Source organism: Pseudobutyrivibrio sp. LB2011, assembly GCF_000701765.1.
Lineage (GTDB): Bacteria > Bacillota > Clostridia > Lachnospirales > Lachnospiraceae > Pseudobutyrivibrio > Pseudobutyrivibrio ruminis.
In genome coordinates this window covers 121,084-147,335 of sequence record NZ_KL370823.1, presented here as the reverse complement: position 1 = coordinate 147,335, position 26,252 = coordinate 121,084, and the positions used below count along the sequence as shown (strand labels likewise).

Genomic DNA, 26,252 nt, shown 5'->3' with positions numbered 1-26,252 from the left:
AAATATGATAATAGAAACTATTATTTATGTAGCACTTATAATTGCATTATTTGCTGTATGTGATAATAGATTTTCAAGGAGATACTATGTCCCATTAAAGGTGATCTGTAGTATCTCCTTTTTGGTTATTCTATTTATCAATCAGTGGTATTCAGAAAGACTAGGCTTGCTTCTGTGGGCCCTATTAGCCTGTTTTATAGGCGATTTGATGATGGGCCTATACAATACCTATAGTCGCAAACAAGCCATGGAAATAGGCATTATAGCCTTTATGCTGGGCCATGTAGGCCTGCTTAATTACATGTGCCGCATCACGGTAGGCACCAACGTGCTTGTATACATCGTTCCAGTGATTCCATGCCTGATACTTATTGGCATGCAGAAGTGGTGTCACCTCCATATGGGCAGCCTCTTTGCGCCATGCATAATCTACTGCTACTTCGTATCCACAATGACTTTAAAGGCTCTGGAATGCGGCCTCAACGGCACACCAATCCTTGGCATAGCGGGAATGCTTTTCCTGTTCAGCGACTTCACAATATTGTTTTTGTATTTCTACCATTATAAAAACCGCAACAACAAGCGGTTGGTTCACTATGTGAATCTAGGCACTTATTATGCTGCGGTTTTATTATTCATATATAGTTTACTGTATGTATGACACGAATACATTTCCAAAGGATTCAAAATAGTCACTAGCTTCGGTTAGTGACATTTTTTGATTCTGGCTTGTCATAGGATCGAAGTATATGATGGAGCTTGCATCGTATCCTACAATAAGTACTGCGGTGTCATCACCGGTGTATGCGTACACTGGTGTGCCAAGGTTTACATAGTAGAGCACCTGGCTAAGCGACAATCCTGTTAAATCAAGAATGTCGTAATCCTTTAATGTCTTTGAAAGCACCGAAATAGGTGTTTCTCCTGATTCTAATAGTGTGTGCACCTGCACATTTTCCCCAGCCTGAACAAGCATAGCTGAAAGGGCTCTGGCGCTGCCGGAAGCCTCCGAATCACTTGAACCAACAGCGATTCCTGTGATTGCATTCTGATATGACTTACGGCCTCGTTTCCACACATATTTAGGTGTGTTATCAAGCACGATACCCATGTTTTCATCGGCCTCTGTGATTGCGCGATTCAAATCATCAGTGGCCAGCGAAACCTTGCTGCCTACATATACAAAGTACTGTGTAGAGCTTGTGGCAGAGGCAACAGAGATTGAGTGGCTGCCATCAGCAAGTACCAGGCCAGGTACATCGTAATCAACCTTGCCAAGCTTTTCATCTTCCTCCAGCTCGGCCATGGTGAGAACAACAACCTGTTCCTTTGCATCGTCTGATATTGTGCTAACATCAACGGCTTTGTTTTGCTCACCGGCACTGTTTTTGATGGTGTCCCCATCAGCGGCGGTGATAATTCCTTCAGAATCTATCTGAATACGATCCAGATAAATTGTGTAGGACTCGATTGAAACATCTGTAATATAGTAACCGCTCTTCTGATATGTCATCAGCTCACGTCCTGAGCCAGAAGAGATATCTGCGATTGTCAGTTTGTACATTGGATAAATAGTAGAGCCGGCACCGTCAGTAGTGATGTCGTTCTCATTTAAAGTACCGTAAATCAAATCGTCATCCAAAAAGGCCAGTGGCTTTAAAAGCTGTCCTGTGCCTGCTGTAATATCGTAGGAATCTCCAGTCTCCAAATCCATGATGTGGATTGAATCTGACATATCCTCCTGATCCATCCAAGCCAGGTATCTGCGGGATGCAGACACAGCATACTGAGCATCGTCAAGGCCGGTCATCAGCTCCTTGGTAGTAAGCTCGTTTAGATTCATATATAGAAGAGTTCCGTTTACCATGATGTAGAACTGGTTGTCAGCTGTCTCGTACAAAAGCTCAGAGAAGTTGGCGTTCAAAATCTGGTAAGAGCTTGTAGAGGTGATGAACACCTGCTCAGTGGAAGTATCTTCGATTGCATCGTAGTGGTAAAGGTTGATTCCGCATTCGCCTTCGTGGCTACCGGAATTCATGTATCCATAAACAACATAGTCCATAGTACCGGATTCATCGATATTCAAAAGAAGAATCTGGTGTTGGTCATAAATAGAACGGCTGTCAGTAGGGTCCTCCACAAAGCTGAAAATTTGCTTAAGTGTGCGGTCCGTCTGATTGTATTCGTAAAGTGAACCATTCTGTACAAATGAAACAATGGTACCAGTTTCGTTTGACATGTACTGCAAATCAGGATCAGTGATGCCGATGTTCAGCACATTTTTGCTATATGAAACGGACTGGTCATCCAAAATCTGCTCCATTGTTCTGTCGTAAGAAAGCAGGTACAATCTGTCGGAAGTATAGCGGATTCTAAACTCCTCTACGCATGTGTAATATTCTGACTTGCCTGAGTTATCTCTATTTAATAGGTAAGTGAATGTGAGGCTGATGTAGTTGCTACTGATATCAGTGAGAGCTGTATTTACATCACCAACCTGTGTGCCATCAAATCCTCCATAGGAAATCTGAGCAAGATTTGAATTGATAGTAACGTGGTTCAAATCCTCAGATGCAGAAGATGAAGGCTCAATATATGTAGCTAAATCTGTTGCATCCTCTGAAAGAGCAGTGTTGTGGAAATACTGAGCAAAATCTAATATCTCTTCTTCGTTACATCCTTCTGGCTGCATGATTCTGGTGTAGTAGTAGATTTCATCATTACCGCTTGTAATTGTAAGAATAAGAAGATATTCTTCGTTCTTTTCAATCAGGTTTTCAGCCTGGAAGCTGGCGGTAAGAATGCCGTCCTTAGATGTGAATTCCAGCTCATTATTCGAAATGTTTCGCTGTGTATCCAAAGAGCGTATCTCGTATGACAATCCATCCACATCGTAATCCTTGGAATCAACTGTGATAGATACGTTTCTTTCAGAGTCCAAAGGGATAATGGCGTCTCGCATGTAGGCTGGGTCCATCTCTGTCACATAGCCGTGAAGCTCTGTTGTAGCATCACCCAGATAATCGATGGTGACAGTTGGCAGCGTAGGAGAGGACTGGGCGGTCACTTCCTGGGGCTCGCTGATATTTGTGACTATCTCGAAAAACACCACTGAAACCACAAAAACAACCACTAAAATACCCACTCGCTTAAGGATTTCTGTAGGGATGCCCTTCTTATAGAATTGTAACTTCATATATTCTCGCTTTCTTGATTAAATATCTTTTAAGTGTTATAATCCGTTGGAATTTTGATTTTAAGATATTCAGATGTCCTATCTTTAATAAGAAATGATTTTCTTTGATAGGCTCTGAATATTTAACATTTTATCACTATTTTTTCATACTGTCTTGATTAAATTAGATTAGATGTAATTTGTGCTAATCGGAGGATTCATGAAAAGATTTTTTTCAAAAATAAAGTCTGGCTTTGTATGGCTGGGAAAGAACATAAAAAAGCCATTTATCAAACTGGCTAACTCAAAGGCTGTTCAGTCTTATCTAGGAAGTAAATTCCATAAAACATGGTTGATGTTGTGGGATAAATACTCATTCTGGATGCACATTCCACTGGCTATGCTTCTGATATTTGTTATGGAGTGGATGTCTCGTCATTCATTCACAGAGGCATGGGGCTTCGTAGTAAATCACACAGGACCTTACCTATTCAATTCATATTGTATATTCGTAGCACTTTCGATTGTGTTCCTTAGTAAGAGACGTGGTTGGTGGCGAGTATTCATCAGCATGATATTTATAATCCTTGGTATTATAAATTGCGTCATTCTGTTGAACCGTGTTTCACCATTTGGTTACACTGACCTATACATGATCAGCGATTTGCTGACAATGCAGGATTCCAACTACTTCTCAGCGCAAGAAGCTATGCTTGCAATCGCAGCCTTGGTAATCTACATAATCATCATGATTATCTATTTAAAGAATGGCAAGAAAAAGCAGAACGGCAAGCCATTCTGGCAGAGATTGATACTTGTGGTGGCCCTTTGGGTTTCCCTTTATCCATCCACATTGCTTCTTAGAAACTCGGGAATCATGACATCCTACTTCGGCAACCTTGCCCAGGGATATTTGGATTACGGTTATTTATATGGCTTCTCTACTTCGGTTCTTGACCGTGGTATGAATCGCCCATTTGGTTATTCAAAGAGCAAAATCGAAAGCATCGTTAATGAAGATTCTGCTTATGTAAGCACACTTGAGATTCCATCTGAGGACGACTCACAGCCAAACATCGTTGTTATCTTGCTTGAGTCATTCTACGATGTATCTGAGGCAGATTTCATCGAGACAAGTGAGGACCCAATTCCTTACATTCACTACCTTGAGCAGAATTACTCTACAGGCCACTGTATCGTACCTGTAGTTGGTGCTGGCACATGTAACTCTGAGTTCGAAGTTCTTACAGGACTTAGCTGCAACTTCTTCGGCCCAGGTGAGTACCCACAGAAGACCATCCTTAAGGAGACAGATGTTGAGAGCTACGCTGATGTACTTTCAGAAGATGGCTACAGCACTCATGTTGTCCACAACAATGGTGGGAACTTCTATTCAAGAGCAAACGCATTCTCCATGATGGGATTTGATACATTCACATCTAAGGAGCTTTTAGATATTACAGATTACACTCCACTTGGAAACTGGCCTACAGATGACATCCTTATTGATGGTACTCTCGATGCCATGAATTCCACACCAGAGAGTGATTTCGTATACACAATCACAGTTGAAGGCCACGGTGCCTACCCAACATACCAGGTTGAGGAAGATCCAGCTATCAAGGTCAATGCTGTTGGCAAGACAGAAGAAGAAAACTGGGCTTGGGAATATTACATCAACCGTATCTACAACGTAGACGATTTTGTTAAGCAGTACATCGAGGCACTTGATGCCAGAGGTGAGGATACACTTGTCATCATGTTTGGTGACCACCTTCCAACAATGGGTCTTACAAACGATGAGGTTGCAACAGGTGACCTTTACCAGACAAAGTACTTCACATGGAACAACTTCGGTATGGAAAAAATCGACGAGGATTTGGCTTCATACCAGCTTGTATCAGAGTTCTTAAACAGACTCAACATTCACAACGGAAACATCAACGCATACCACCAGACAGCAATGGCTGAGGGCAAGCAGCGTGGAACCAGCGAATACATGAACGACTTACGTATGCTTCAGTACGATATCATGTACGGAGATCGTTACACATACGAAGTCGGCACAGAGTACGGCCCTTCAGACTTAGTAATGGGTGTAAATGATGTCACAATCGACAGTGCATACTTCTTCAACGGAAGGCTGCACATCTACGGTGATGAGTTTACCAAGTGGTCTAAGGTATACGTAAATGACGAACAGGTTTCAACTAAATACGAATCTGGACAGGTTCTTTCAATAAAGGCTTCTGACGTACAAAACGGCGATACAATAAAGGTTTGTCAGGTAGGTAGTTCAAATACCATCTTCCGCGAATCAAATGAGTACACCGTATTTGATCCAAACTATGTAGAGGAAGAAGAGGAAGCAGAATTAGAAGAATCTGAAACATCAGAAGATGCAGATGAATAAAAATAAGGTCGCAAGGCATTAAGCTTTGCGACCTTTGTTTTTATGTGTGATTGCTGCGATATTCGCTAGGCGACAGATTGCTGTATCTTTTGAATGCCTTTGAAAACGTGAAGGAGTCAGAATACCCTACATTAAAGGCAATGGTATTGACACTTTCATTTGATTTTAAAAGCATTTCGGAAGCCTTTTTCATGCGGTAGGTGGCCAGGTAGGATTGAGGTGTGTAGCCGGTGGCATGTTTGAACACACGGGTCAAATAACTTCTGTTTAATCCACAGGCATTGGCTATGTCTTCCACATTTATAGGCTCAGAATATTTCAGCCTGATATATCTGATGGCGTTCTTTACATAGGCAAGGCGAGGGTCCACCTCAGTTGACTCAGTCTTGGTGCTGGATTTATCTAAAATGCAGCTAAACATCTGATAAACCATGGCGTAGCAGTAGCATTCATTGTCATAATTATCGTATATACGATTTATACATTCTACAATTTCACTGGCATCCCCATTAGGAGTAAAGATAGGCTGGTCCAAAGAAATACCGGCTGAATTAAAAAGCTCTGTAACACGTGGTCCATCTACATGTATCCAGGTGTACTCCCAAGGGTCATTGGAATCCGCTTCATAATAGGCTTTCACCTTGGCCGGAATCAGGAAGCCTTGGCCTGCATGAATCTCATATTTCTTATCATTCATATACAGATATCCCACACCGGAAATAACATAGTGAAAGATAGTTCTAGTGCGGATGATAGGGCCATAATTATAATGTGGCTCACATTTATATCGTCCCACCTCAAACAGATAAAAATCATTTGAGGTAGTGATGTCTACAAATCGACATTTATCAACGCCTCTAATTTCCATATGATTCTCCCAAATGTCACATAGTGACATGAAAATGAATAATTGGAACATCTTAATTGTTCTACGTAATCAATATAATGATTATAGCAAAAAAGAAGGGCAAAGGAGAAAATATGGGAATAATTTTTAATGAGCAGGAAAAGCAATTTCATATATTTAATAAATCGCTAAGCTATGTAATCGGCATTTGTCAGGATGGAGATATTGGCCAGCTGTATTTTGGAAAGCCAATACATACAGAACAAAGATTGCAGGATTATCAATCATTTGGCATCAGACCGCTGTGCTGTAATGAAAAGGATGATGAGAAATACACTAAAGAGCTGGCCCTTTTGGAGTACCCATCATTTGGCGATGGAGATTTCGGCTCAAGTGCATATGAAGTGCTTCAGGACAATGGTTCTAGAGTGACAAAGTTTACCTACCAGTTTCATAGAATCTACAAAGGCAAGGCACCTATTCCAGGCCTTCCAGCTACATACACAAATGAGGATGATGAGGCAGAGTCATTAGAGATAGTTTGCAGGGATTTGATATCTGGCCTTGAAGTGACTTTGTGCTATACAGTTTGGGAGAATTATTCTGCCATCTGCCGTCATACAAAGCTAAAGAATACTGGAGACAAGAAGCTAAAGCTTGAGCAGGCACTTAGCTGCAATGTGGATTTTCCAGATACCAAGTTCACATGGCTTCAGTTTGAAGGTGCATGGGGCAGAGAGCGCAGCCCAAAGGAAAGAGATATTTCATCAGGCATCACTGCCATCGAAAGCCTTCGTGGCCATTCCAGCGCAAACTACAATCCATTTGTAATTATCAAAAGAAAGAATGCAGATGATTTCCAGGGAGAGGCTTTTGGCTTCAATCTGGTATACAGCGGAAACTACATTGCAAAGGCACAGGCTGACACTTTTGGAAAGCTTAGATTCAATATGGGAATCAATCCAAAGTGGTTTCAGTGGCCACTTGCGCCAGGAGAAGAGTTCCACACTCCAGAGGTTATCATCACCTACACTTCAAATGGTCTCAACGATTTGAGCCAAAACATCCACAGGCTCATGAACAACAACCTGGTGAGAAGCGCCTATAAAAACAAGCCACGTCCAATCCTTCTAAACAACTGGGAAGCAACAGAGATGGATTTCGATGAGGAAAAAATCCTTAAGATTGCCAGAAAGGGAAAGGAAGCAGGTGTAGAGCTTTTCGTCCTTGATGATGGTTGGTTTGGAAAGAGAAATGACGATTTCGCTGGACTGGGAGATTGGTACGTAAATACGAATAAGCTTCCAGATGGCATTAGCGGATTATCAAAAAAGATAAATGATCTTGGATTAAAATTCGGACTTTGGATTGAGCCAGAGATGGTAAACGAGGATTCCGATATGTACCGCCAGCATCCTGATTGGGTACTTGCAGCACCATACAGACCACGCACATTAGGCCGCCATCAGATGGTTCTGGATTACTCAAAGCCAGAGGTTGTAGACAACATCTACAATCAGCTTCACGAAGTGATTTCAAACGCAAGCATCGACTACATCAAGTGGGATATGAACCGCTCAATTACTGAGTGCTACAGCCAGGATGTAGATAAAAACCAGCAGGGCATGATATATCACAAATACATCATGGGCGTGTACAGCCTCTATGAAAGATTGAGAAAGGCATTCCCTCATATCCTGTTTGAATCATGCGCCAGCGGTGGTGCCAGATTCGACGCAGGTATGCTTTACTATGCGCCACAGGCTTGGTGCTCAGATGACACAGATGGACATGAGAGAGTGAAAATCCAGTACGGCACAAGCTACGGCTATCCAGTGTCTATGGTGGGCTCACATGTATCTGCATCCCCTAATCTGCAGACACATCGCGATATGACTATAGACGATAGAGCTAATGTGGCTTACTATGGCACATTTGGTTATGAGCTTGATTTGAATGAAATATCTGAAGAGGATTTCGAAAGTGTAAAAGAGCAAATCAAGTTTATGAAGGAGTACCGTGAGTTGTTCCAATATGGAAATTATTACCGTCTCCAGTCTCCATTTGAAAACAATATCTCTGCATGGATGGTTGTTTCCGATGACAAACAGACTGCAATCGTCACCACACACAAAACAGAAAACATTCCAAACTGGGGGATAGAGAGAATAAAGCTTCAGGGGTTAAATCCAGATATCGTATATACGATAAATGATAAGGATGATATTTATGGCGACTACCTGATGAACGCAGGAATTTCTCTTATGAACAAGGAGAGAAACTGGTATGAGAGCGATGGAGACTACACAACACACATGTATATCCTAAAAGGGAAAGTCACAAAATGACATCTTTTGGAATAATAAATCCATATAAAGATATGCTAAAGAAAGCTAATATGAATTTAGAATAAAAATCGGCAAAACCGAAAGGGAGGTTATTATGAAGGTAAAGAAAGTAACTAGTTTATTGCTTGCTTCATTAATGGCAATGTCAATGATGGCATGTGGTGGCTCTGGGGAAAGCACATCATATGCAGGATCAGACAGCGGTGATGCAGCAGCAACAGAAATGAAAGGCAGTGTAGAAGGCGAACTTACAGTATCTATTTGGGATGAAAACCAAAGAGCAGGTTTGCAGGAAATTATTGATGAGTGGTCAGAGCAGTCTGGCGTAAAGGCTACGATCCAGGTAGTTGGCTGGGATGACTATTGGACACTTCTTGAGGCAGGTGCTTCAGGAGGTGAGCTTCCAGATGTATTCTGGATGCATTCAAACCAGGCACAGAAATACATGGAAAACGACATGCTCATGGATTTGACAGATAAGATTGAAGCTAGCGACAAGATTGACATGGCAAATTACTACGAAGGTATCGTTGATTTGTATCAGTCAGGTGGCAAGCAGTACGCAGTTCCAAAGGATATCGATACAATCGCCCTTTGGTACAACAAAACAATCTTTGACGAGATGGGCGTTGACTATCCAGATGACACTTGGACATGGGATACATTCGTAGATGCAGCAGCAAAGCTTACAAACGATGAGCACTGGGGATATGCAATTGCACCTTCAAACAACCAGGACTCATTCTACAATGCAGTATATTCAATGGGTGGAGAAATCATCAGCGACGACAAGAAGTCTTCAGGCTATGACAACCCTAACACAATCAAGGCAATTCAGATGTTTGTAGATATGGTTCAGGACGGCTCTTGCCCAGACCTTAACACAATCTCTGAATCAGGCGCAGATGTACTTTTCGAGTCAGGAAAGGTTGCAATGGTAACACAGGGTTCTTGGATGGTATCAGCTTTCAAGGACAACGAATACACAGCAGCAAACTGTGACGTAGCAGTTCTTCCAAAGGATGCTACAACAGGTAAGAGAGTTTCTATATACAACGGACTTGGCTGGGCAGCATCAGCAACAACAAAGAATCCAGATGCAGCATGGTCTCTTATCGAATGGCTCGGCTCTAAGGAAATGCAGGAGAAGCAGGCAGAGCTTGGTGTAACAATGTCAGCATACGAAGGATGCTCAGACCTCTGGGTTAACTGCACAGACGTATTCGACTTAAGCGGACATATGGATATGCTTGATGCAGACTTAGTATTCCGTCCATATTCAAAGTACACAACAGTTTGGGAAGATATGCAGACAGAAAAGCTTAAAGAAGCTTGGACAGGCGAAAAGGACGTAGAAACAGTTTGTCAGGAAATTTGTGACAGCATGAATCAGACTCTCAGTGAGGAATAACTTCTTCTTTATTATTGTTTAAATTGCAGATAAAGGTGCAGTAGTCCATACTGCACCTTGTCTGTCTTAAAGCAGGAGACTAATGTTATGAATAAAAAAAGAGTTACAAAGCGCGAAAGAAGCGAATTTATTTGGGGATGGCTTTTCATTGCGCCAACAATGATTGGTTTAATCATCCTAAACATCATTCCAATTTTTCAAACTATATATCAGAGCTTTTTCAAAACAGGTGATTTCGGCAAAGGAAATATTTTTGTTGGACTCGGTAATTATCAAAGGGTTTTCTCAGATACTGAAGTATGGCAGGCACTATGGAACACAATTAAATATGCAGTAGTTGAGGTACCAATCTCTATCATAATTTCGTTAGTATTAGCTGTATTTTTAAATGGGAAAATAAAAGGTAGAAGTGTTTTTAGAACCATTTTCTTCCTGCCAATGGTTGCCGCTCCAGCAGCAATCGCTATGGTTTGGAGATGGTTATATAATTCTGAATTTGGACTATTGAATCATATCTTGCCAGGAAAGACCAATTGGATTTCAAATCCAGACATTGCAATCTATTCAATCGCAATCATCGGTATCTGGTCAATCATCGGCTACAATATGGTTTTGTTTTTGGCAGGCTTGCAGGAAGTCCCAAGAGACTACTATGAGGCTGCATCTATAGATGGAGCAAATGGAATTCAGCAGTTTTTCAGCCTTACAGTTCCACTTATTTCTCCAACAATCTTCTTCGTATTGGTTACAAGAGTTATTGCAGCTATGCAGGTATTCGACGTTATCTACATGGTAATCGACAATAACAATCCAGCACTGTTTAAAACGCAGTCACTTGTTAGCTTGTTCTACAAATACTCATTTACACAGGGCAACAAGGGCTACGGAGCAACAGTTGTGGTAGTGCTTCTTGTAGTAATTATGCTTTTGACTGTATTACAAATGGTTGGTCAAAAGAAGTGGGTTCACTACAACTAATGTGAGGTGAGAAAAATGGGACGTAAAAATAAAATAATTATTTATATAATTCTAATAATCATGTCGTTTATAATGCTGGTGCCATTTGCATGGATGGTGCTTACAGCATTCAAGACAGTTGGCGAATCTACTCAGATGGATCCATTCGTAATCTTTCCATCAAAGCTTCGGGTAGAAAACTTTGTAAAAGTATTGCACAACGTAAACTTTGGAAGACTGTATTTCAACACAATCATGATGATAGCCCTTCGAGTTTTGTGTGCCGTTTTAACAGCCACACTTGCAGGATACGCCTTTGCAAGACTTCAGTTTAAGGGAAGAGATTTTATGTTTGGATTGGTGCTTTTCCAGATGATGATTCCATCACAGATTTTCATCATTCCACAGTACGTAATGGTAAGTAAGCTTGGCTGGACCAACTCCTTACTTGGACTTTTATTCCCTGGTCTGGTATCAGCCTTTGGTACATTCCTTCTTCGTCAGGCCTATATGGGCTTGCCAAAGGAACTGGAGGAAGCAGCACGACTGGATGGTTGCAATATTGGTCAAACCTTCCTCTTTATCATGGCACCCCTTACAAAGTCAGCCATGGTAGCCCTTGGAATCTTTACAGCAGTATTTGCTTACAAGGATTTGATGTGGCCAATGATTGTTTGTCCTGATACAAACAAAACAACCCTTGCCAGTGCACTTTCAAAGATGCAAGGACAGTTCTCATCGAACTACCCAGAACTTATGGCGGCAGCATTAATCGCATGCCTCCCAATGATTGTTCTTTATGTCATTTTCCAGAAGCAATTCATCGAAGGTATTGCTACATCCGGTGGAAAGCTTTAATAAAACCCAAATACATGAAAGGAAGCCCAAGCATGATGCTTGGGCTTCTTTTGTGTGAAAGTACTGTCAGGGAAACTGAAAGCCAGTCTATAAACATGAAAGAGGTTTCAGAGTAGGGCGATTTCGTTGACACAGATTTTATCAAATGACTATAATTTAGGTAGTACTTAATAAGGAATCTTATTAGGGAGTTAGGGGATAAAAAGGAGGATAATGTATGAAGTTTTTACAAAAACTTGGTAAAGCCCTTATGTTACCAGTAGCGGTATTGCCTCTCTGTGCTCTTTTGATGGGTATCGGATACGCTTTATGCCCAGCAACAATGCAAGGAGGAGATATCACCGGAGCAAAGATGCTTATCGGATTGTTCCTGGTAAAAGCTGGCGCAGCTTTAATTGATCACATAGCAATACTTTTCGTTATTGGTGTAGGTGTTGGTATGTCAGATGACCATGACGGTACAGGCGGATTAGCAGCTCTCGTTTCATGGTTAATTATGACAACACTTCTTGCTACAGGATTTGTTACAACAATCATGCCATCAATCGCAGAAAGTGCTACACGTTCAATGGCGTTTGATAAGATTGAAAATCCATTTATCGGTATTCTTGCCGGTGTAATCGGATCAATGTGCTACAACAAATTTAAGGGCACAAAGCTTCCAGATTGGTTAGCATTCTTCAGTGGTAAGAGAAGCGTAGCAATCATTTCAGGTTTGGTTTCTATCTGTGTTTCTGCTGTATTGCTTTTTGTATGGCCATTACTTTTCACAGGTCTTGTAGCACTCGGTACAGGAGTTTCAAAGATGGGAATCGTTGGAGCTGGTATCTACGCATTCCTTAATAGACTTCTTATTCCAACAGGTCTTCACCACGCACTTAACAACGTATTCTGGTTCGACACAATCGGACTTGGTGATTTAACAAACTTCTGGGCAGGCAAGACATCTGCTGATGTATCTTGGGATTTAGGACTTTACATGTCAGGCTTCTTCCCATGTATGATGTTTGGTATTCCTGGTGCTGCAATCGCAATGATTAGACGTGCAAAGACAAATCAGAAAAAGGTTGCCATTGGTATTCTTTCATCTGCTGCAATCTGCGCATTCGTTTGCGGTGTTACAGAGCCATTTGAGTTTGCATTCATGTTCCTTGCTCCAGGTCTTTACGTAGTATACGCACTCCTCTATGGTGTGTTTACAATTATCACAGGCTTGGTAGGATTTAGAGCAGGCTTCTCATTCTCAGCTGGTGCTACAGACTTAATCTTCTCTGCATCACTTCCAGCTGCTAAGAACACATGGATGATTATTCCACTTGGTATCGCAGCGTTTGTAGTATTTTACCTTGTATTCTATTACATGATTGGAGCATTCAACCTCCAAACAATTGGACGCGAGGACGACGAAGAACTCTTCGGTGAAATCGATAAAGATGCAAAGCTTTCAGATAACAACTACGCTGTAGTAGCATCAAAGGTTTTAGCTGCTCTCGGCGGAAAAGAAAACATCACATCAGCTGACTACTGTGCTACAAGACTCCGACTTGAAGTAAAGGATCAGTCAGTGATTGATGAAAAAGCTGTAAAAGCTGCTGGTGCTGCCGGCATGATTCGCCCAGGCAAAACCTCAGTACAGGTAGTCATCGGAACTCAGGTACAGTTCGTATATGACGAATTCAAAAAATTACTATAATTCACATTCCCATAACTCCATTCTAGAATGTAAAAAGGCCACAGCGAAAGCTGTGGTCTTTTTCTATGTTGTTCATCAAAAAAAGAACGTAGTTTGTCAAAGCAGTATTGAGAATAAATATCGATTAAGTAACATATTTAATATAAGGAGGCAGAAATGAACTACGTAATAAGGGAAGCTTGTATTGAGGATACAGATGAGATTTTTCGATTATGGAAATGTTTGGCAGAGGATCATACATTCAAATTAACTGGGGAAAAGGTGACCTTTGATGATGTTGAAAATAATTATGCCAACTTGATAAATGATAAAGACACAATCATATATGTTGCAGAAAGTGAAAACAAAATAGTTGGATTTATTGAAGCATATAGAAAAGAAAGACTGCACGATTTTGATGAACCAACTATATATGTTTTGCATTGTTATATAGAACCATCATTTAGAAATTCAAGAATGGTGCATAGATTTTTGGCAACGGTGATGCAAGTAGGAAAAAAAGAAGGAATCCAACATATATCTGCGCATGTTTTTGCAAGTAACGAGAAGTTTTATAAAAACATAAAGGTTTTAGGCTTTAACGAATATAAAACATTATTTTTAAGGGAAATATAGATGAAACAAAATAGGTACATAGCTTTTATTGCTGGGTTACTGAATAGGTATAAAAGAAAAGAATGCTTGGGGCTATTAGTTACTTTTTTATATTCAGGTATGGTTTACATAGGTCCTGTGTTATCCCAATACATAATAGATGATGTTTTATTTACCAAGGAGTACATAAGACTTACAAAGTGTTTTGGCTTATTTTTTATTGTTCTAATATTACAGCCCATATTGTCATATATACAAAGTAGAATATTCATCAATATATCAGAACGAATTACAAAGGATTTACGAAATGAAATGTATTCGGGAATTATCAGTAAGAGAATTACTTTTTTTTATGACAATAACGATGGTGAAATATTGTCTAGGATAATAAATGATTCTAGAATGCTAAGCGATTTTGTATCAGATGTGTTTGTTGTATTACTGAAAAACAGCTTACTGATTTTATGTGTGCTTGTTGGAATGATGGTGATATCTGTTCCAATCACATTATGCATCGGGGCTATCTTGATAGTAGGAATTGTTATTATTGATAAATTAAGCAAAGAAAATATAAGGCTTTCATTAGAACGTCAGGAATCATTGGATGATGTGACAGCTTTAATAAGTGATAGTGCAACAAACATATTATCCATTAAAATATACGAACTTCAAAAAATAGCTAGAAAGCTATTTGATGAAAAGATAGAGCTAAATAAGCATAAAAACATAAGAATAAGAAACGCCAATACATTGTTTGCATCATTACTGGAAGCAATGACGGTTATATGCATTATGCTAATTTATGCAATCGGAATAGGCTATTATGCAAAAGGAACATTGACCATAGGAAATATTGTTGGATTGATACTTTACTTTCAACTTATAGTAGGACCAATTATTAGTTTGCTAAATTGTAATCTTGATTTTAAAGCAATCCAACCAATCATTGATAGAATAGATGAATTTGTACAGGAAGAAAGTGAAGAAGAGAGGAATAACACATCCTCTGATGGAAAAAAAGAAGAAAAAAATGTTATTGCTATAAGAGATTTAAAATTCAGATATGACCAATCTGAAGAGATATTCAATGGCTTAAATGTAGATATTGGTTTAAACAAAATATCATGTGTAGTAGGAAACTCAGGTTGTGGAAAGACTACATTGAGCTACCTGATTATGGGAATGCTTAATCCAGATAAAGGCCAAATATTAATTGATGGTAAAGATAGGGCCAACTCAAATAAAAAGATATCTTATGTGCCACAGAACAATCAATTATTTAATGTATCTATAAAAGAGAATATCCGATTATTTGATCCATCTATTTCAGATGAGCAGATATATGAGATATGTAAAAAGCTAAATGTATATGACGATATATGCCGATTGAAAAATGGATTTGAAACAATTATCACAGACAAAATTAATATATCCGGAGGTCAAGCTCAACGAATATTAATAGCGCGAGCATTAATTAAAGAGGCAGACATAATCATAATGGATGAACCAACATCAGCGTTAGATGTAGGAAACCGGGAATTGATAGGCAATGCTTTAAAGGAATTAGTACCGGAATACACATTTGTGATTATTACTCATGATGAACAACTAATGGAGAATGCTGACGAGGTAATAAGAATTGGATGAAAGGAGACAGTATGAAATACATAGTAAAAGCAAAGAGAAGTAGAAACTTAATATCTACAGATGCATATTGTTATAAATGCGTACAGTGCGATTATCAGTGTGACCCTCATTATGTAAAGTACTAGAAAGAATAACTAAAAAGGAGAATAGGGAAATATATTATGAAAAAATCAAAGTATAACATTATTAATGAATTGGAAAATGGAGTTAAACTGGCATTTAATTCCTCAAGCTGTGCATTGGCAGAGGTGGAAGATGATTTCATTAACATATTAGATGAAATCGAAACAATAGATGTTAATGCTCTATCGCCAGAAAGAAAAGAACTAGTTGAAGATATGAAAAAGGGTAATTTCATAATTGAAGATTGCGTAGATGAAATTGAACAACTTAAGTTTATAAATAAAAGAGGAAAATATTCAAATAACTCATTTGGACTAACAATCGCACCTACATTATTTTGTAATTTCAAATGCCCTTATTGTTACGAGACACCACAGAATGAGCAAATGTCTGAGGAAGTACAGAATGGAATAATTGAATTAGTAAAAGAGAATGCAAAATATCTTGGAGATTTAAGTGTTACATGGTATGGCGGAGAACCATTAATAGGAAAAGATGTGGTATTTGCTTTGTCAGCAAAGCTTATTGATTTATGTAAGGAGAATGGAATTGAATACTCCGCATTCATGGTTACAAATGGATATTTGGTTACCGAACAGGTAGTGGAAAAAATGAAAGAAGCTCAAATAATGAGCTGCCAAATTACAGTTGATGGTCCAGAGAGAATTCATAATACAAGACGTATTTTGAAAGATGGAACAGGAAGTTTTAATCAAATCATTAAGAATATAAAGCTGCTAAAAAAGAATGATATTAATGTAAATATCAGAGTGAACATAGATAAAACAAACTTGGATTATGTGGAGGAGCTGCTTACATTTTTGGAAGAAAATGGTTTGCAGGATTTACATATCAATTTTGGACAAGTAACAGCATATACTGAGGCATGTAGCTCTATCGCTGGAAATTGCTTATCAACAAAGGAATATTCCTCTGCAAATATCAATTTACAAAAATTATTACATAAGCACGGATTTAATGCAGATGATTATCCATATTATCCAGGAATAAAGAGTAATTATTGTTGTGCAGATCAGATTAATTCTTTTGTTGTTGATCCTAAGGGATTTATTTACAAGTGTTGGAATAATATCGGTTCAGAAGAAGATGCTGTAGGAAATGTATTACGTCTTAAGGATCCTAAAGTGGAGGAGACAATGAGAAGTATAAAATGGGTTGAGGTTAATCCATTCGAAGGGGAGTGCTTATCATGTAATCTGTTACCAATATGCATGGGTGGTTGTCCTTATATGAAATTAAAGGATGGAAAAAGCGCTAATTGTGAAAAGTGGAAGTATCATTTTAATGAAATGATTAAGTATACATATGAATATAAGTCATTAAAGGAAAAAGAATGTGTATAGAGAAAGGAGTTAAAATGAAAAGTTTAGTAGCAATGCTAGTGGGGCTGAATATACTTCTGTTTGCAGGAGTAGGATCATGGTTTGGATCATGGTTTGGTGGAAATAACGACAACTATGACAATGAAAAAGTATTAATAAGAGACAGTAGTAGCTATTCATACTGGGAAAAGGATGGTGTCGCAGATTCAGAAACTGCCAGCATTAAGTTTTCATTTACTGGAAACGACGTAATCTGGAAAATGGATGCATCCAAAGCAGCAAACGTAGAATGTGCGTACAACGTAAATATTTCATCTGGAAAATTCAAAATAATAGAAATAACAACTGATAAAAAAATAGAAACTTTATGGGAAAACACAGATGGAAATAAGGCTAATGGTTCATTTACGATTTCGCTTAATAAGGGAACCAGTAGAATCAAAATTGTAGGTAAGAAAGCTAAAGGCTCACTTACAATGACATTAACTCCAAATGAAAATGTTAATGTTGAAGCGATTTCTTATTCGCAGGAATAATAATGTGTAGCTACATTTATTATAAAAAAATGAAAGGAGAGACTAGGATATGAAATATATTGTATTGAATGAAACAATTAAAGAGGCATTTTGCTATGCTTGCACAAAGCAAAGGCATAATGATTGCCGTAAACAGTGTTTTGATAAGGGGTAAATATGCGTTACATAATATTATCAACAAATAATGTTCAAGGATACTGCTACACATGTACAAAATGCGATGTACAATGCAAAGGGCTTTTTGAATGTGTAGAATGTCCGAATGTGGCTTATGCTTAAGGAGGTAAAAATGAGATTTATTGTTTTAAACGAGAAATTCACAGTTGCTGGATACTGCTATGGCTGCGGTGGACAGTGTGTAAACGTTTGTGGTACTCAGTGTGTAAAAGATAGGACCAAAAATTAATAGAATGAGGGTAAGCAGATGAAGTATATAGTATCAACAGATAAGTCATACAAAGAGGCATACTGCTTCGCATGTGTTTCTCAGAATGTTAATAAATGTGATAAACAGTGCTTGGATAAGGGCTAGTTAGTATAAAAGTGAATAGAAAATGGAGATGGGGCATGAAATATATAGTGTTAAAAGCTAATAAAAATGTAGATTCATATTGTTATTCTTGTAGTAAGAAATGTCATGTGCAGTGTCTCGAACATTAATATGATAATAACGAATAAAGAGCTGCGAATATACTATTCACCAGAGTTTTGTCTATATTTGATGAAAGGGATTGGAGATAAGATTAAGCATATCAGAGATATGTTTGATTATAGGGATAGTATAAACATTACCGTGACATCTCAAAACGAAATTAAAAACCCTTTACCAGATTGGGTAGTTGCCTTTGCATATGATAATACGATTTATATATTAGACAAACTACTAGATGCTCCAGTGCATTATCAGCAAGAAATTATTATTCACGAGTTTGTGCATTTAGCAACGGAGAGATATAAAAAAAACATGCCACTCTGCTTGTATGAGGGAGTGGCAATGTATCTAGCAGATCAAAAGGAAAAGCTAGTAGACATTATAGAGGTGAGTAAACAAATTGATTTAAATAATGTTGATTATAGCAATCCATTATTATATGTTTATTCATTTAATATTACTTATATGCTTGTGCAAAAATACTCATTATCAATATTGGTAGAGCTAATAAAGAATGGTTGTATTAAAAAAATATACAATTATATATCAAAGTGAAAGGGGGATAAGAAAATGTGGCCTGATATCGGAATTTTTCCACCAAGACATTAAAATGGTTAACGTAAAAAGTCTGGCAAATGCTGGACTTTTTATTTATCTTGAGGCTTATTTATAGTAATATTCTAATAGAGGAATAATGTGAATGAATAATAGATTTACAGTTGTAGTCTGTGATGATAACAAAGAAAGCAGAGATGAGATTAAAAAATATGTCTCAAATTTCTTTTCGTCAAAAAAAGCAGAATATGAAATAAAGGAATATACATCGGGTGACGAGCTGATTGGTTCTTTAAAAGAAGAAAAGAATCAAATAAATCTGGTGTTTTTAGACATAGAAATGCCTGGAATCAATGGGCTTGAGGTGAAAAATATTCTTTGTGATGATGAGAAGGTAGAAAGAATTGTTTTTGTCTCAAACCATATAAATGTGATGCAGGATGCTTTCGGTATGAAGGTTATGGGATTTGTCGTAAAACCGATAACAGTAGACAGCATTAATAAATGGCTCACTCATGTATATAACGTCTATTCCCAAGCAGTGAGAGTGGATTTTGGAAACAATAGAGTAAGAGCGACAGAAATATCATATATTCAGGCAGATGGTAATTATACAAAAATAGCGTTAAACGACGGAACTGTGAGCGATTTAATGCACGTTTCAATTATAAATTGGATAGACGAATTAGGAGATTCATTTGTCAGATGTCATAAGTCATTTCTAGTAAACATGGATTACATTCTAAAAATCAAATATAAAGAATTGGTTTTGACGAATGGAGTAGTACTGCCTGTTGGGAGAAAGTATTATAACGAGTTGAAAGATGATTATAGCAAATATTTGGTAAATAATATTAAAGGGAGATTAGGTTGGGGCGAATAATTTACGCGGTATTATTAGAAGGCCAATTCTTATTCTTTTATACCATTATTTTGAATATAAAATTCATAATGCCTAAATGGAAAAAGCATATAGTGGGACTGCTTATTGTCCTTTGCGCTGTATGGCTGTACAAGACTGGGATCGTTACATTAGATTTGTTTTGCTTCATAATGGGATTATCGTTTCCGATGATATACGATATTGATTCAAAACAGGCATATGGAATGTATTTTCCTATAGTAGGAATCTGCGCTTCATGTAACACTATATGGGATTACTTTTTGTATGATAAAAATATAGTGAATGGATTTGGAATTAGAAAGATTCTATGCCTAGGAATTACGTATGTTATTTTACTGATATTATACGGACTAAAAAGGTATTATAAATATCGTGTTGAAATGAACTTCACAAGAAGTGAGATGATACTCTTTAACGTATATACGATATTTATAGGTATATCTATGGGAGGCCTTGGAATACTCCAAAGGGGGCAATATAATCACAGCACTTTGCAGATATATATAGTTGCAACAACTATAATTTGCGTTCTGATATATTACCTCAGCATAAAATCAATACTTTTGAATCGAAGGATTCTTGAAGAGCAAAATAAGCTAATACATCAGCAGGTTTCTATACAATCACAGAAGGAACAGGTAGAGGCAATCATTGAAAATGAGCAAAGACTTCATGCCTATCGACATGATTTAAATGCTCATCTAAATGCGTTATATTCCTTGTCTCAGAAAAAAGATATAGAGGGAATTAAAGAATACTGTGAAAAATTGCTGGAGCATTCTAAGACATTAAACAATGTCGTTATTTCAGGAAATACTGTAGTAGATGGTATTTTAGGACGTAAATTAGAAAAGTGTGATGAACTTGGAATAAAATTGAATTTGCAAGTGTCATTACTTCAAAAAAATAAAATCGCAGATTATGAGCTTTGTATTATCTTTTCAAATATATTGAACAATGCAATTGAAGCTTGTGAAAAAGGGGATACAATTGATTTAGTAAGCTATCCATACAATGAATACTTATGCATAATAGAAAAAAATCCAACACATAGAACACTTAGTATTCAGGATGGAACAATTCAAACAACAAAGAGTGATAAGATATCACATGGACACGGCTTGTCAAACGTAAAAACCGTCGTAAATAAATACGACGGTAAAATGAATATAAAAGATGATAACGGTGTATTTAGTATTGAAATACTCTTATAACAACGAGTTTTTCTCAATCTCCAATGCTGATAAAGTACGTTTATATTTCTCAGCCTTAAAGAAAGAGTCGTTAGCAAAATAGTAAGAGTATAGAACGTCTATTAATATCAGCAGAGATATTTGTGGCGAAATCTTGGTGCCTTTTTCAAGTTCCTTGAGGTAGGCAACTTCAACGATTTCATCGCAAAGCTCTGCTAATTTTTTGTCCTTAGAGGCGGTGAAAAGAACTACACGTGCTCCGTTTTGCTTTGCCTTTTTGATGCCGTCGATAACAACTTTTGTAGTACCACTGATAGAAAAAGCCAAAACTAAAGATCCTCTTTTAACTAAAGAGGCATTCATGGCAATCATCTGGGAATCCGTAATTGCGATAACATCAAGACCCAGTCGCATGAAGCGAAGCTGGAACTCTCGGGCAACATATCCACTTGAACCCATGCCGTACACAGGAACAGTGTATTCGGTGTTGCTGAGCTTGGTGGCGATGCGTCGCATCTGATCTTCATCAATCAAATCGAAGGCTTTCACCATAATGTCTTTATAGTTTTTGCGAACAGAGCGAGTGATATCAGAGATTTCTTTTTCTTCCTTTTCAGTGAAGTAATCCTTGAAATCCAGCTCGTACATGTAAACAAATTCGCGGTAGCCCTTAAACCCGCATTTCTTGGCAAAACGTGAAAGTGTAGCCTCAGAAACGTATAGCAGCAAGGAGATATGCTTTGATGAAAAATCGCTGATTTCAGTGTTCTCCAAAAAGTAATCTGCAACCTGCTGCTCTGATTTAGTCAAGTTATCGTAGGCTTCTCGAATTTTATCTTTAGTTGTATCAACTGTTGACATATTTACCTCTTACTATGACTTTTTTAATACTTAGATCGGATTTATTAATTATAACAAAATCCGCCTGTTTGCCAATAGTGATGGAACCGACGGTGTCGTACACACCAATAGCTCTAGCGGGATTTCTAGAAGCACAAAGAATGGCATCTGCAAGAGGAATGTTCATTTCCTTAACAGCTGTCATCATGCAGTCGAAGAGGTTAGTGGCAGAACCGGCGATAGTGCCATCGTGAAGTGTGGCTCTGCGGCCCTTTACAATTACAGGCTGGCCACCCAGTTCGTATTCTCCATCAGGCAGTCCTGTGGCACGCATAGAATCACTAATCATAATAAGTCTGTCTGCACCGAACACCTTGTACATTATATTTACTGCAGCAGGATACACATGGACACCGTCGCAGATAAGCTCTGGTGTGACATTTTCATTTTCTGCAGCAGCACCTATTGGACCAGGAGCACGGTGTGTAAATGCTGGCATTGCATTGAACAGGTGAGTAAGATGCTTTGCGCCGAGCTTAAAAGCTTCTTTGCAAGTGTCATAGTCTGCAGTGGTATGAGCCAAGGATATTCTTGTTTCGTCCTTTGCCTTATCGATGAACTCCATTGCGCCATCAGTTTCAGGGGCGATATCGCATAAACGAACTGAATTACCACTGGCTACGTTTATACGGTGGAACATATCGTAATCTGGGTTTTGTATATACTTAGGATTCTGAGCGCCCTTCTTTTCAGGTGAAATGAATGGGCCTTCCATATTTATGCCGTGAATAGTAGCAAATCCTTCTGTATCATTATCGTATTTACGATAGTCTGCTATAGCCTTAGCAATAGTAGTAAGAGTCTCTTCCGGATATGTCATGGTCGTTGGCAGGATAGAAGTGACGCCTACGCTTGCCTCGTATTTTGCCATGGCAGCAAGTGCTTCCTTTGTGCCATCACAAGCATCAAAGCTCATGCATCCATGGAGATGTATATCACACAAACCAGGGATAACATAGCAATCGCTGGCATCAAATATTTCTGTATCGATAGATGAAGCAACATCCTGGCCGATATCTGAAATCAACCCATCCTTACAAACAACATCAACTTCATCAAATTTTCCGTCTTCCAAAAACACGCTACCGTTAATTATTTTCATTTTTAATCTCCTTGATTGAATCGGTAAATCGTTTTGTAATCAGCTGTGGCCTGGTGATTGCGCTGCCAATAACAGCGCAGTGACATCCAAGCTCAAAGGCCTTTTGAAGCTGAGCCACCTCCCAAATGCCGCCTTCGCAAATTACAGGAATACTGAGTGTGGCGACAAGCCTTTCAAGCATGTCAAAATCCGGTAATTGGCGCCCTGCGGTTTCCTTGGTGTAACCAGCTAGAGTAGTGCTGACAATATCGAACCCAAGCTCCTGGGCTTTAACACCTTCTTCGAAAGTAGAGCAATCTGCCATAAAAAGCATATCCGGATACTTTGCTCGAACCTCTTTGAAAAAGCTGTCAAGTGTAATGCCACCTGGCCTGATCCTATCTGTGGCATCAGTAGCAATGATATCCACCCCAGCTTCAGCGAGAGCATCGATTTCTGTCATGGTAGGAGTGATGTAGATTTCTGAATCATCGTATTCCCGCTTCCACAATCCAATAATAGGAACATCGGTAGTTTTTTTTATCTCGGCAATGTCATCAGGCCCGTTTACTCTGATTCCAACTGCGCCGCCTTCCACAGCCGCCTTCGCCATCCTTCCCATAATGAAGCTACTATGGAGAGGTTCGCTTTCAAGGGCTTGGCAGGAAACCACTAATCCACCTTTTATTTGATTTAAAATTTGAGAATTATGATTCATAGGTAACTCCTTATGTCTCTATTGTAAGAAACATATTTCTATTCCTCAATGATTTAGCATGTTTATGAAAGTACTAACATCAAATTTATATCATCGGATTATTTATATGAAAGCCGTTTCAGAAGTGCTCCGTTTAATTGACGCTAAACTCTGGCGGTCCATATAATGAGTTTACGAAAGAGATAGCGCAAACTCTAAACACATATTGTTAGTACAATAATAACATAATAAAACTGAGGTATTTACGAAATGAAGATTTACAAAGAAAAAGATTACGATGCTGTAAGCAAGAGGGCAGCGGCTCTTGTAGCAGCTCAAATAAAAGAAAAAAATGACAGTATCCTTGGCCTTGCCACTGGCTCATCACCAGTAGGCATGTACAAGGAACTAGTAGAAATGTACAACGCCGGCGAAATATCATTCAAAAACGTCCGAACCGTAAACCTGGACGAATACGCAGGCCTTGCAGACGATGATGTAAACAGCTACCACTACTTCATGAATCAGCACCTATTCTCAAAGGTAGACATTGACCATGCAAACACCCATTTACCAAACGGCTTAGCAGCAGACCCTGATACAGAATGTGCATCCTACGAAGAAATGGTACAATCCCTTGGTGGAGCAGACCTTCAGATCCTCGGGCTTGGCGAAAACGGACACATCGGTTTCAACGAACCAGGCACACCCTTCACCGAAACCACTCACTTGGTAGACCTTACCGAAAGCACCATCCGCGCCAACTCCCGCCTCTTCGAAAAAATCGAAGACGTCCCAAGACAGGCCTACTCCATGGGCATCAAAACCATCATGAGCGCCAAGCGCATCTTACTCATCGTAACCGGCACCGCCAAAGCAGACGCCCTTGCCAAAGTCCTAACCGGCCCCGTCACCGAAGCCGTGCCAGGCTCAGTCCTCCAAACCCATCCGGACGTAACCGTAATCTGCGACGAAGCCGCCGCATCCCAACTCTAAACCGCACCCTACGGCCCCAGGTACCACACCCGGGGCTCTTTTTATGCCCGCACCCGCCCAGCCCCCAATCCCCTGGCGGGGTGGGTGCGGGCAATAAAAAGAGCCCCTCATAAGAGAGGGGCCCAGAAGGGTGCGGCTTAGTATTCGCCGTTTTTGTACTTTGTGATGAGCTTTTCGATACGTCCGTATGGGTTGAGGAGCTCTGAGATTGAGCACTCGTGGTTGAGGGTATCGATGATGTATGCGATGTACTTTGACATGTCGCACTTGATGAAGTAGTCCTTGTTGAGGACTTCATCTGTAAGGTATGTAAGGTTTGTTGTAACAACCTTGTAGATGATGCCGTCAGCTACGGCCTTGTCGAACTTCTCCATTCCGTTTGTGAAGAGTCCGAATGTAGCTACTACGAAGATACGCTTTGCGTTGCGCTTCTTGAGCTCTGTAGCTACGTCTATCATTGACTCGCCAGAAGAAATCATGTCATCTACGATGATAACGTCCTTGCCAGCTACGTCATTTCCAAGGAATTCGTGTGCTACGATAGGATTACGTCCGTCTACGATGCGGCTGTAATCACGACGCTTGTAAAACATACCAACATTTACGCCAAGGACAGAAGCCATGTATACGGCTCTCTTTGTACCACCTTCATCTGGAGAGATGATCATAAGGTGATCATTGTCGAGAGTAAGGTCCTTGCAGTTCTTGAGGATAGCCTTAAGGAACTGGTATGTAGGAGAAACTGTCTCAAAGCTGTGAAGTGGAATAGCATTCTGTACACGTGGGTCGTGAGCATCAAATGTGATGATGTTGTCTACACCCATGTTTACAAGTTCTTGAAGTGCCATTGCACAGTCAAGAGATTCACGAGCACTTCTGCGGTGCTGTCTGCCTTCATAAAGGAATGGGATGATAACTGTGATACGCTTAGCTTTTCCCATTGCTGCTGCGATGATACGCTTTAAGTCACAGAAGATATCGTCTGGACTCATGTGGTTCTCGTGACCACAAACGCTGTATGTAAGGCTGTAGTTTGTAACATCTACGAGGATGTATAAATCAAGTCCTCTAACTGACTGGTTGATGATACCCTTTGCTTCTCCTGAACCGAAACGTGGGCAATCAGCCTTTACGATGTAAGAATCGCTGCGGTAACCTGCGAGAGTAATGATTGACTGATCACTCTTGCGTTCCTGTCTCCACTGAAGAAGATAGTCGTTAACGCGTTCTGCGATGGCTGTACAGCTCTTGTGAGGAATAATTCCTAGCTCTGCCATAGGTGGTGTGTTTTCCAACACGATTTCATTGTTTGGCATGTTTTGCTCCTTG

The 26,252-nt window shown here is 39.3% G+C and carries 22 protein-coding genes; 16 read left to right on the top strand and 6 right to left on the bottom strand.

Annotated features, from left to right (window positions below; all coding sequences use genetic code 11):
* Nucleotides 1–4 precede the first annotated feature (4 nt).
* Nucleotides 5–661 carry a lysoplasmalogenase family protein gene (locus T375_RS13900; RefSeq protein WP_081822056.1) on the top strand — a complete coding sequence of 219 codons (657 nt, stop codon included), beginning with the start codon at nucleotides 5–7 and terminating at the stop codon, nucleotides 659–661.
* On the opposite strand, the gene T375_RS12350 is transcribed toward T375_RS13900, so the two are convergent.
* Entirely contained in the window at nucleotides 647–3,196 is a 2,550-nt protein-coding gene (locus T375_RS12350; RefSeq protein ID WP_044939082.1) for a hypothetical protein, read from the bottom strand. The genes T375_RS13900 and T375_RS12350 overlap by 15 nt on opposite strands.
* Nucleotides 3,197–3,395: 199 nt before the next feature.
* Here T375_RS12350 and T375_RS12345 point away from each other — a divergent pair, with 199 nt between their 5' ends.
* Nucleotides 3,396–5,588: an LTA synthase family protein gene (locus tag T375_RS12345; RefSeq protein ID WP_044939079.1), complete on the top strand. Its 2,193-nt coding sequence runs from the start codon at nucleotides 3,396–3,398 to the stop codon at nucleotides 5,586–5,588.
* 40 nt (nucleotides 5,589–5,628) lie between these two features.
* Here T375_RS12345 and T375_RS12340 read toward each other — a convergent pair whose 3' ends face one another.
* On the bottom strand, nucleotides 5,629–6,456 hold the full coding sequence (locus tag T375_RS12340; protein WP_044939076.1) for an AraC family transcriptional regulator: 828 nt from the start codon (nucleotides 6,454–6,456) through the stop codon (nucleotides 5,629–5,631).
* A 113-nt stretch (nucleotides 6,457–6,569) separates the two neighbouring features.
* Here T375_RS12340 and T375_RS12335 point away from each other — a divergent pair, with 113 nt between their 5' ends.
* From T375_RS12335 to T375_RS12280, 13 genes are all read left to right on the top strand, one after another.
* Nucleotides 6,570–8,783, top strand: coding sequence for an alpha-galactosidase (locus T375_RS12335; protein WP_044939073.1), 2,214 nt, complete (start codon nucleotides 6,570–6,572; stop codon nucleotides 8,781–8,783).
* Nucleotides 8,784–8,877: 94 nt separating this feature from the next.
* Nucleotides 8,878–10,194, top strand: coding sequence for an ABC transporter substrate-binding protein (locus tag T375_RS12330; RefSeq protein WP_044939070.1), 1,317 nt, complete (start codon nucleotides 8,878–8,880; stop codon nucleotides 10,192–10,194).
* An 87-nt stretch (nucleotides 10,195–10,281) separates the two neighbouring features.
* Entirely contained in the window at nucleotides 10,282–11,172 is an 891-nt protein-coding gene (locus T375_RS12325; protein ID WP_044939066.1) for a carbohydrate ABC transporter permease, read from the top strand.
* Between the two features lie 15 nt (nucleotides 11,173–11,187).
* Entirely contained in the window at nucleotides 11,188–12,009 is an 822-nt protein-coding gene (locus T375_RS12320; RefSeq protein ID WP_044939063.1) for a carbohydrate ABC transporter permease, read from the top strand.
* 217 nt (nucleotides 12,010–12,226) lie between these two features.
* On the top strand, nucleotides 12,227–13,702 hold the full coding sequence (locus T375_RS12315) for a PTS transporter subunit EIIC (protein WP_044939060.1): 1,476 nt from the start codon (nucleotides 12,227–12,229) through the stop codon (nucleotides 13,700–13,702).
* A gap of 156 nt (nucleotides 13,703–13,858) precedes the next feature.
* Complete coding sequence (locus tag T375_RS12310) at nucleotides 13,859–14,317, top strand: GNAT family N-acetyltransferase (protein WP_044939057.1); 459 nt, start codon at nucleotides 13,859–13,861, stop codon at nucleotides 14,315–14,317.
* Nucleotides 14,318–15,943, top strand: coding sequence for an ABC transporter ATP-binding protein (locus T375_RS12305; protein ID WP_044939055.1), 1,626 nt, complete (start codon nucleotides 14,318–14,320; stop codon nucleotides 15,941–15,943). It abuts the gene before it with no gap.
* Between the two features lie 161 nt (nucleotides 15,944–16,104).
* A complete protein-coding gene (locus tag T375_RS12300; protein WP_044939052.1) occupies nucleotides 16,105–17,430 on the top strand; it encodes a radical SAM/SPASM domain-containing protein in 1,326 nt (441 codons plus the stop codon).
* 14 nt (nucleotides 17,431–17,444) lie between these two features.
* Entirely contained in the window at nucleotides 17,445–17,945 is a 501-nt protein-coding gene (locus tag T375_RS12295; protein WP_155952520.1) for a hypothetical protein, read from the top strand.
* Nucleotides 17,946–18,234: 289 nt separating this feature from the next.
* On the top strand, nucleotides 18,235–18,351 hold the full coding sequence (locus T375_RS13635; protein ID WP_177175661.1) for a Clo7bot family Cys-rich peptide: 117 nt from the start codon (nucleotides 18,235–18,237) through the stop codon (nucleotides 18,349–18,351).
* Between the two features lie 315 nt (nucleotides 18,352–18,666).
* Nucleotides 18,667–19,152, top strand: coding sequence for a hypothetical protein (locus tag T375_RS12290; RefSeq protein WP_143085486.1), 486 nt, complete (start codon nucleotides 18,667–18,669; stop codon nucleotides 19,150–19,152).
* Nucleotides 19,153–19,297: 145 nt separating this feature from the next.
* Nucleotides 19,298–20,035 (top strand): LytR/AlgR family response regulator transcription factor, encoded by a 738-nt coding sequence (locus tag T375_RS12285; RefSeq protein ID WP_044939046.1) that lies wholly within the window; start codon nucleotides 19,298–19,300, stop codon nucleotides 20,033–20,035.
* Nucleotides 20,036–20,223: 188 nt separating this feature from the next.
* A complete protein-coding gene (locus tag T375_RS12280; RefSeq protein ID WP_197019860.1) occupies nucleotides 20,224–21,270 on the top strand; it encodes a sensor histidine kinase in 1,047 nt (348 codons plus the stop codon).
* Here T375_RS12280 and T375_RS12275 read toward each other — a convergent pair.
* Genes T375_RS12275 through T375_RS12265 form a run of 3 tightly spaced genes read right to left on the bottom strand, consistent with a single transcriptional unit; the run spans nucleotide 21,265 to nucleotide 23,948 of the window.
* A complete protein-coding gene (locus T375_RS12275; protein WP_044939039.1) occupies nucleotides 21,265–22,110 on the bottom strand; it encodes a MurR/RpiR family transcriptional regulator in 846 nt (281 codons plus the stop codon). The genes T375_RS12280 and T375_RS12275 overlap by 6 nt on opposite strands.
* Nucleotides 22,097–23,251, bottom strand: a complete 1,155-nt coding sequence (nagA, locus tag T375_RS12270) for an N-acetylglucosamine-6-phosphate deacetylase (protein WP_044939036.1) — start codon at nucleotides 23,249–23,251, stop codon at nucleotides 22,097–22,099. Before nagA ends, T375_RS12275 begins: the two co-directional genes overlap by 14 nt.
* Nucleotides 23,238–23,948 (bottom strand): N-acetylmannosamine-6-phosphate 2-epimerase, encoded by a 711-nt coding sequence (locus T375_RS12265; RefSeq protein WP_044939033.1) that lies wholly within the window; start codon nucleotides 23,946–23,948, stop codon nucleotides 23,238–23,240. The genes nagA and T375_RS12265 overlap by 14 nt, the downstream gene beginning before the upstream one ends.
* A 249-nt stretch (nucleotides 23,949–24,197) precedes the next feature.
* Here T375_RS12265 and nagB point away from each other — a divergent pair, with 249 nt between their 5' ends.
* Entirely contained in the window at nucleotides 24,198–24,923 is a 726-nt protein-coding gene (gene nagB / locus T375_RS12260) for a glucosamine-6-phosphate deaminase (protein WP_044939031.1), read from the top strand.
* 137 nt (nucleotides 24,924–25,060) lie between these two features.
* On the opposite strand, the gene T375_RS12255 is transcribed toward nagB, so the two are convergent.
* A complete protein-coding gene (locus tag T375_RS12255; protein WP_044939028.1) occupies nucleotides 25,061–26,239 on the bottom strand; it encodes a ribose-phosphate pyrophosphokinase in 1,179 nt (392 codons plus the stop codon).
* Nucleotides 26,240–26,252 lie beyond the last annotated feature (13 nt).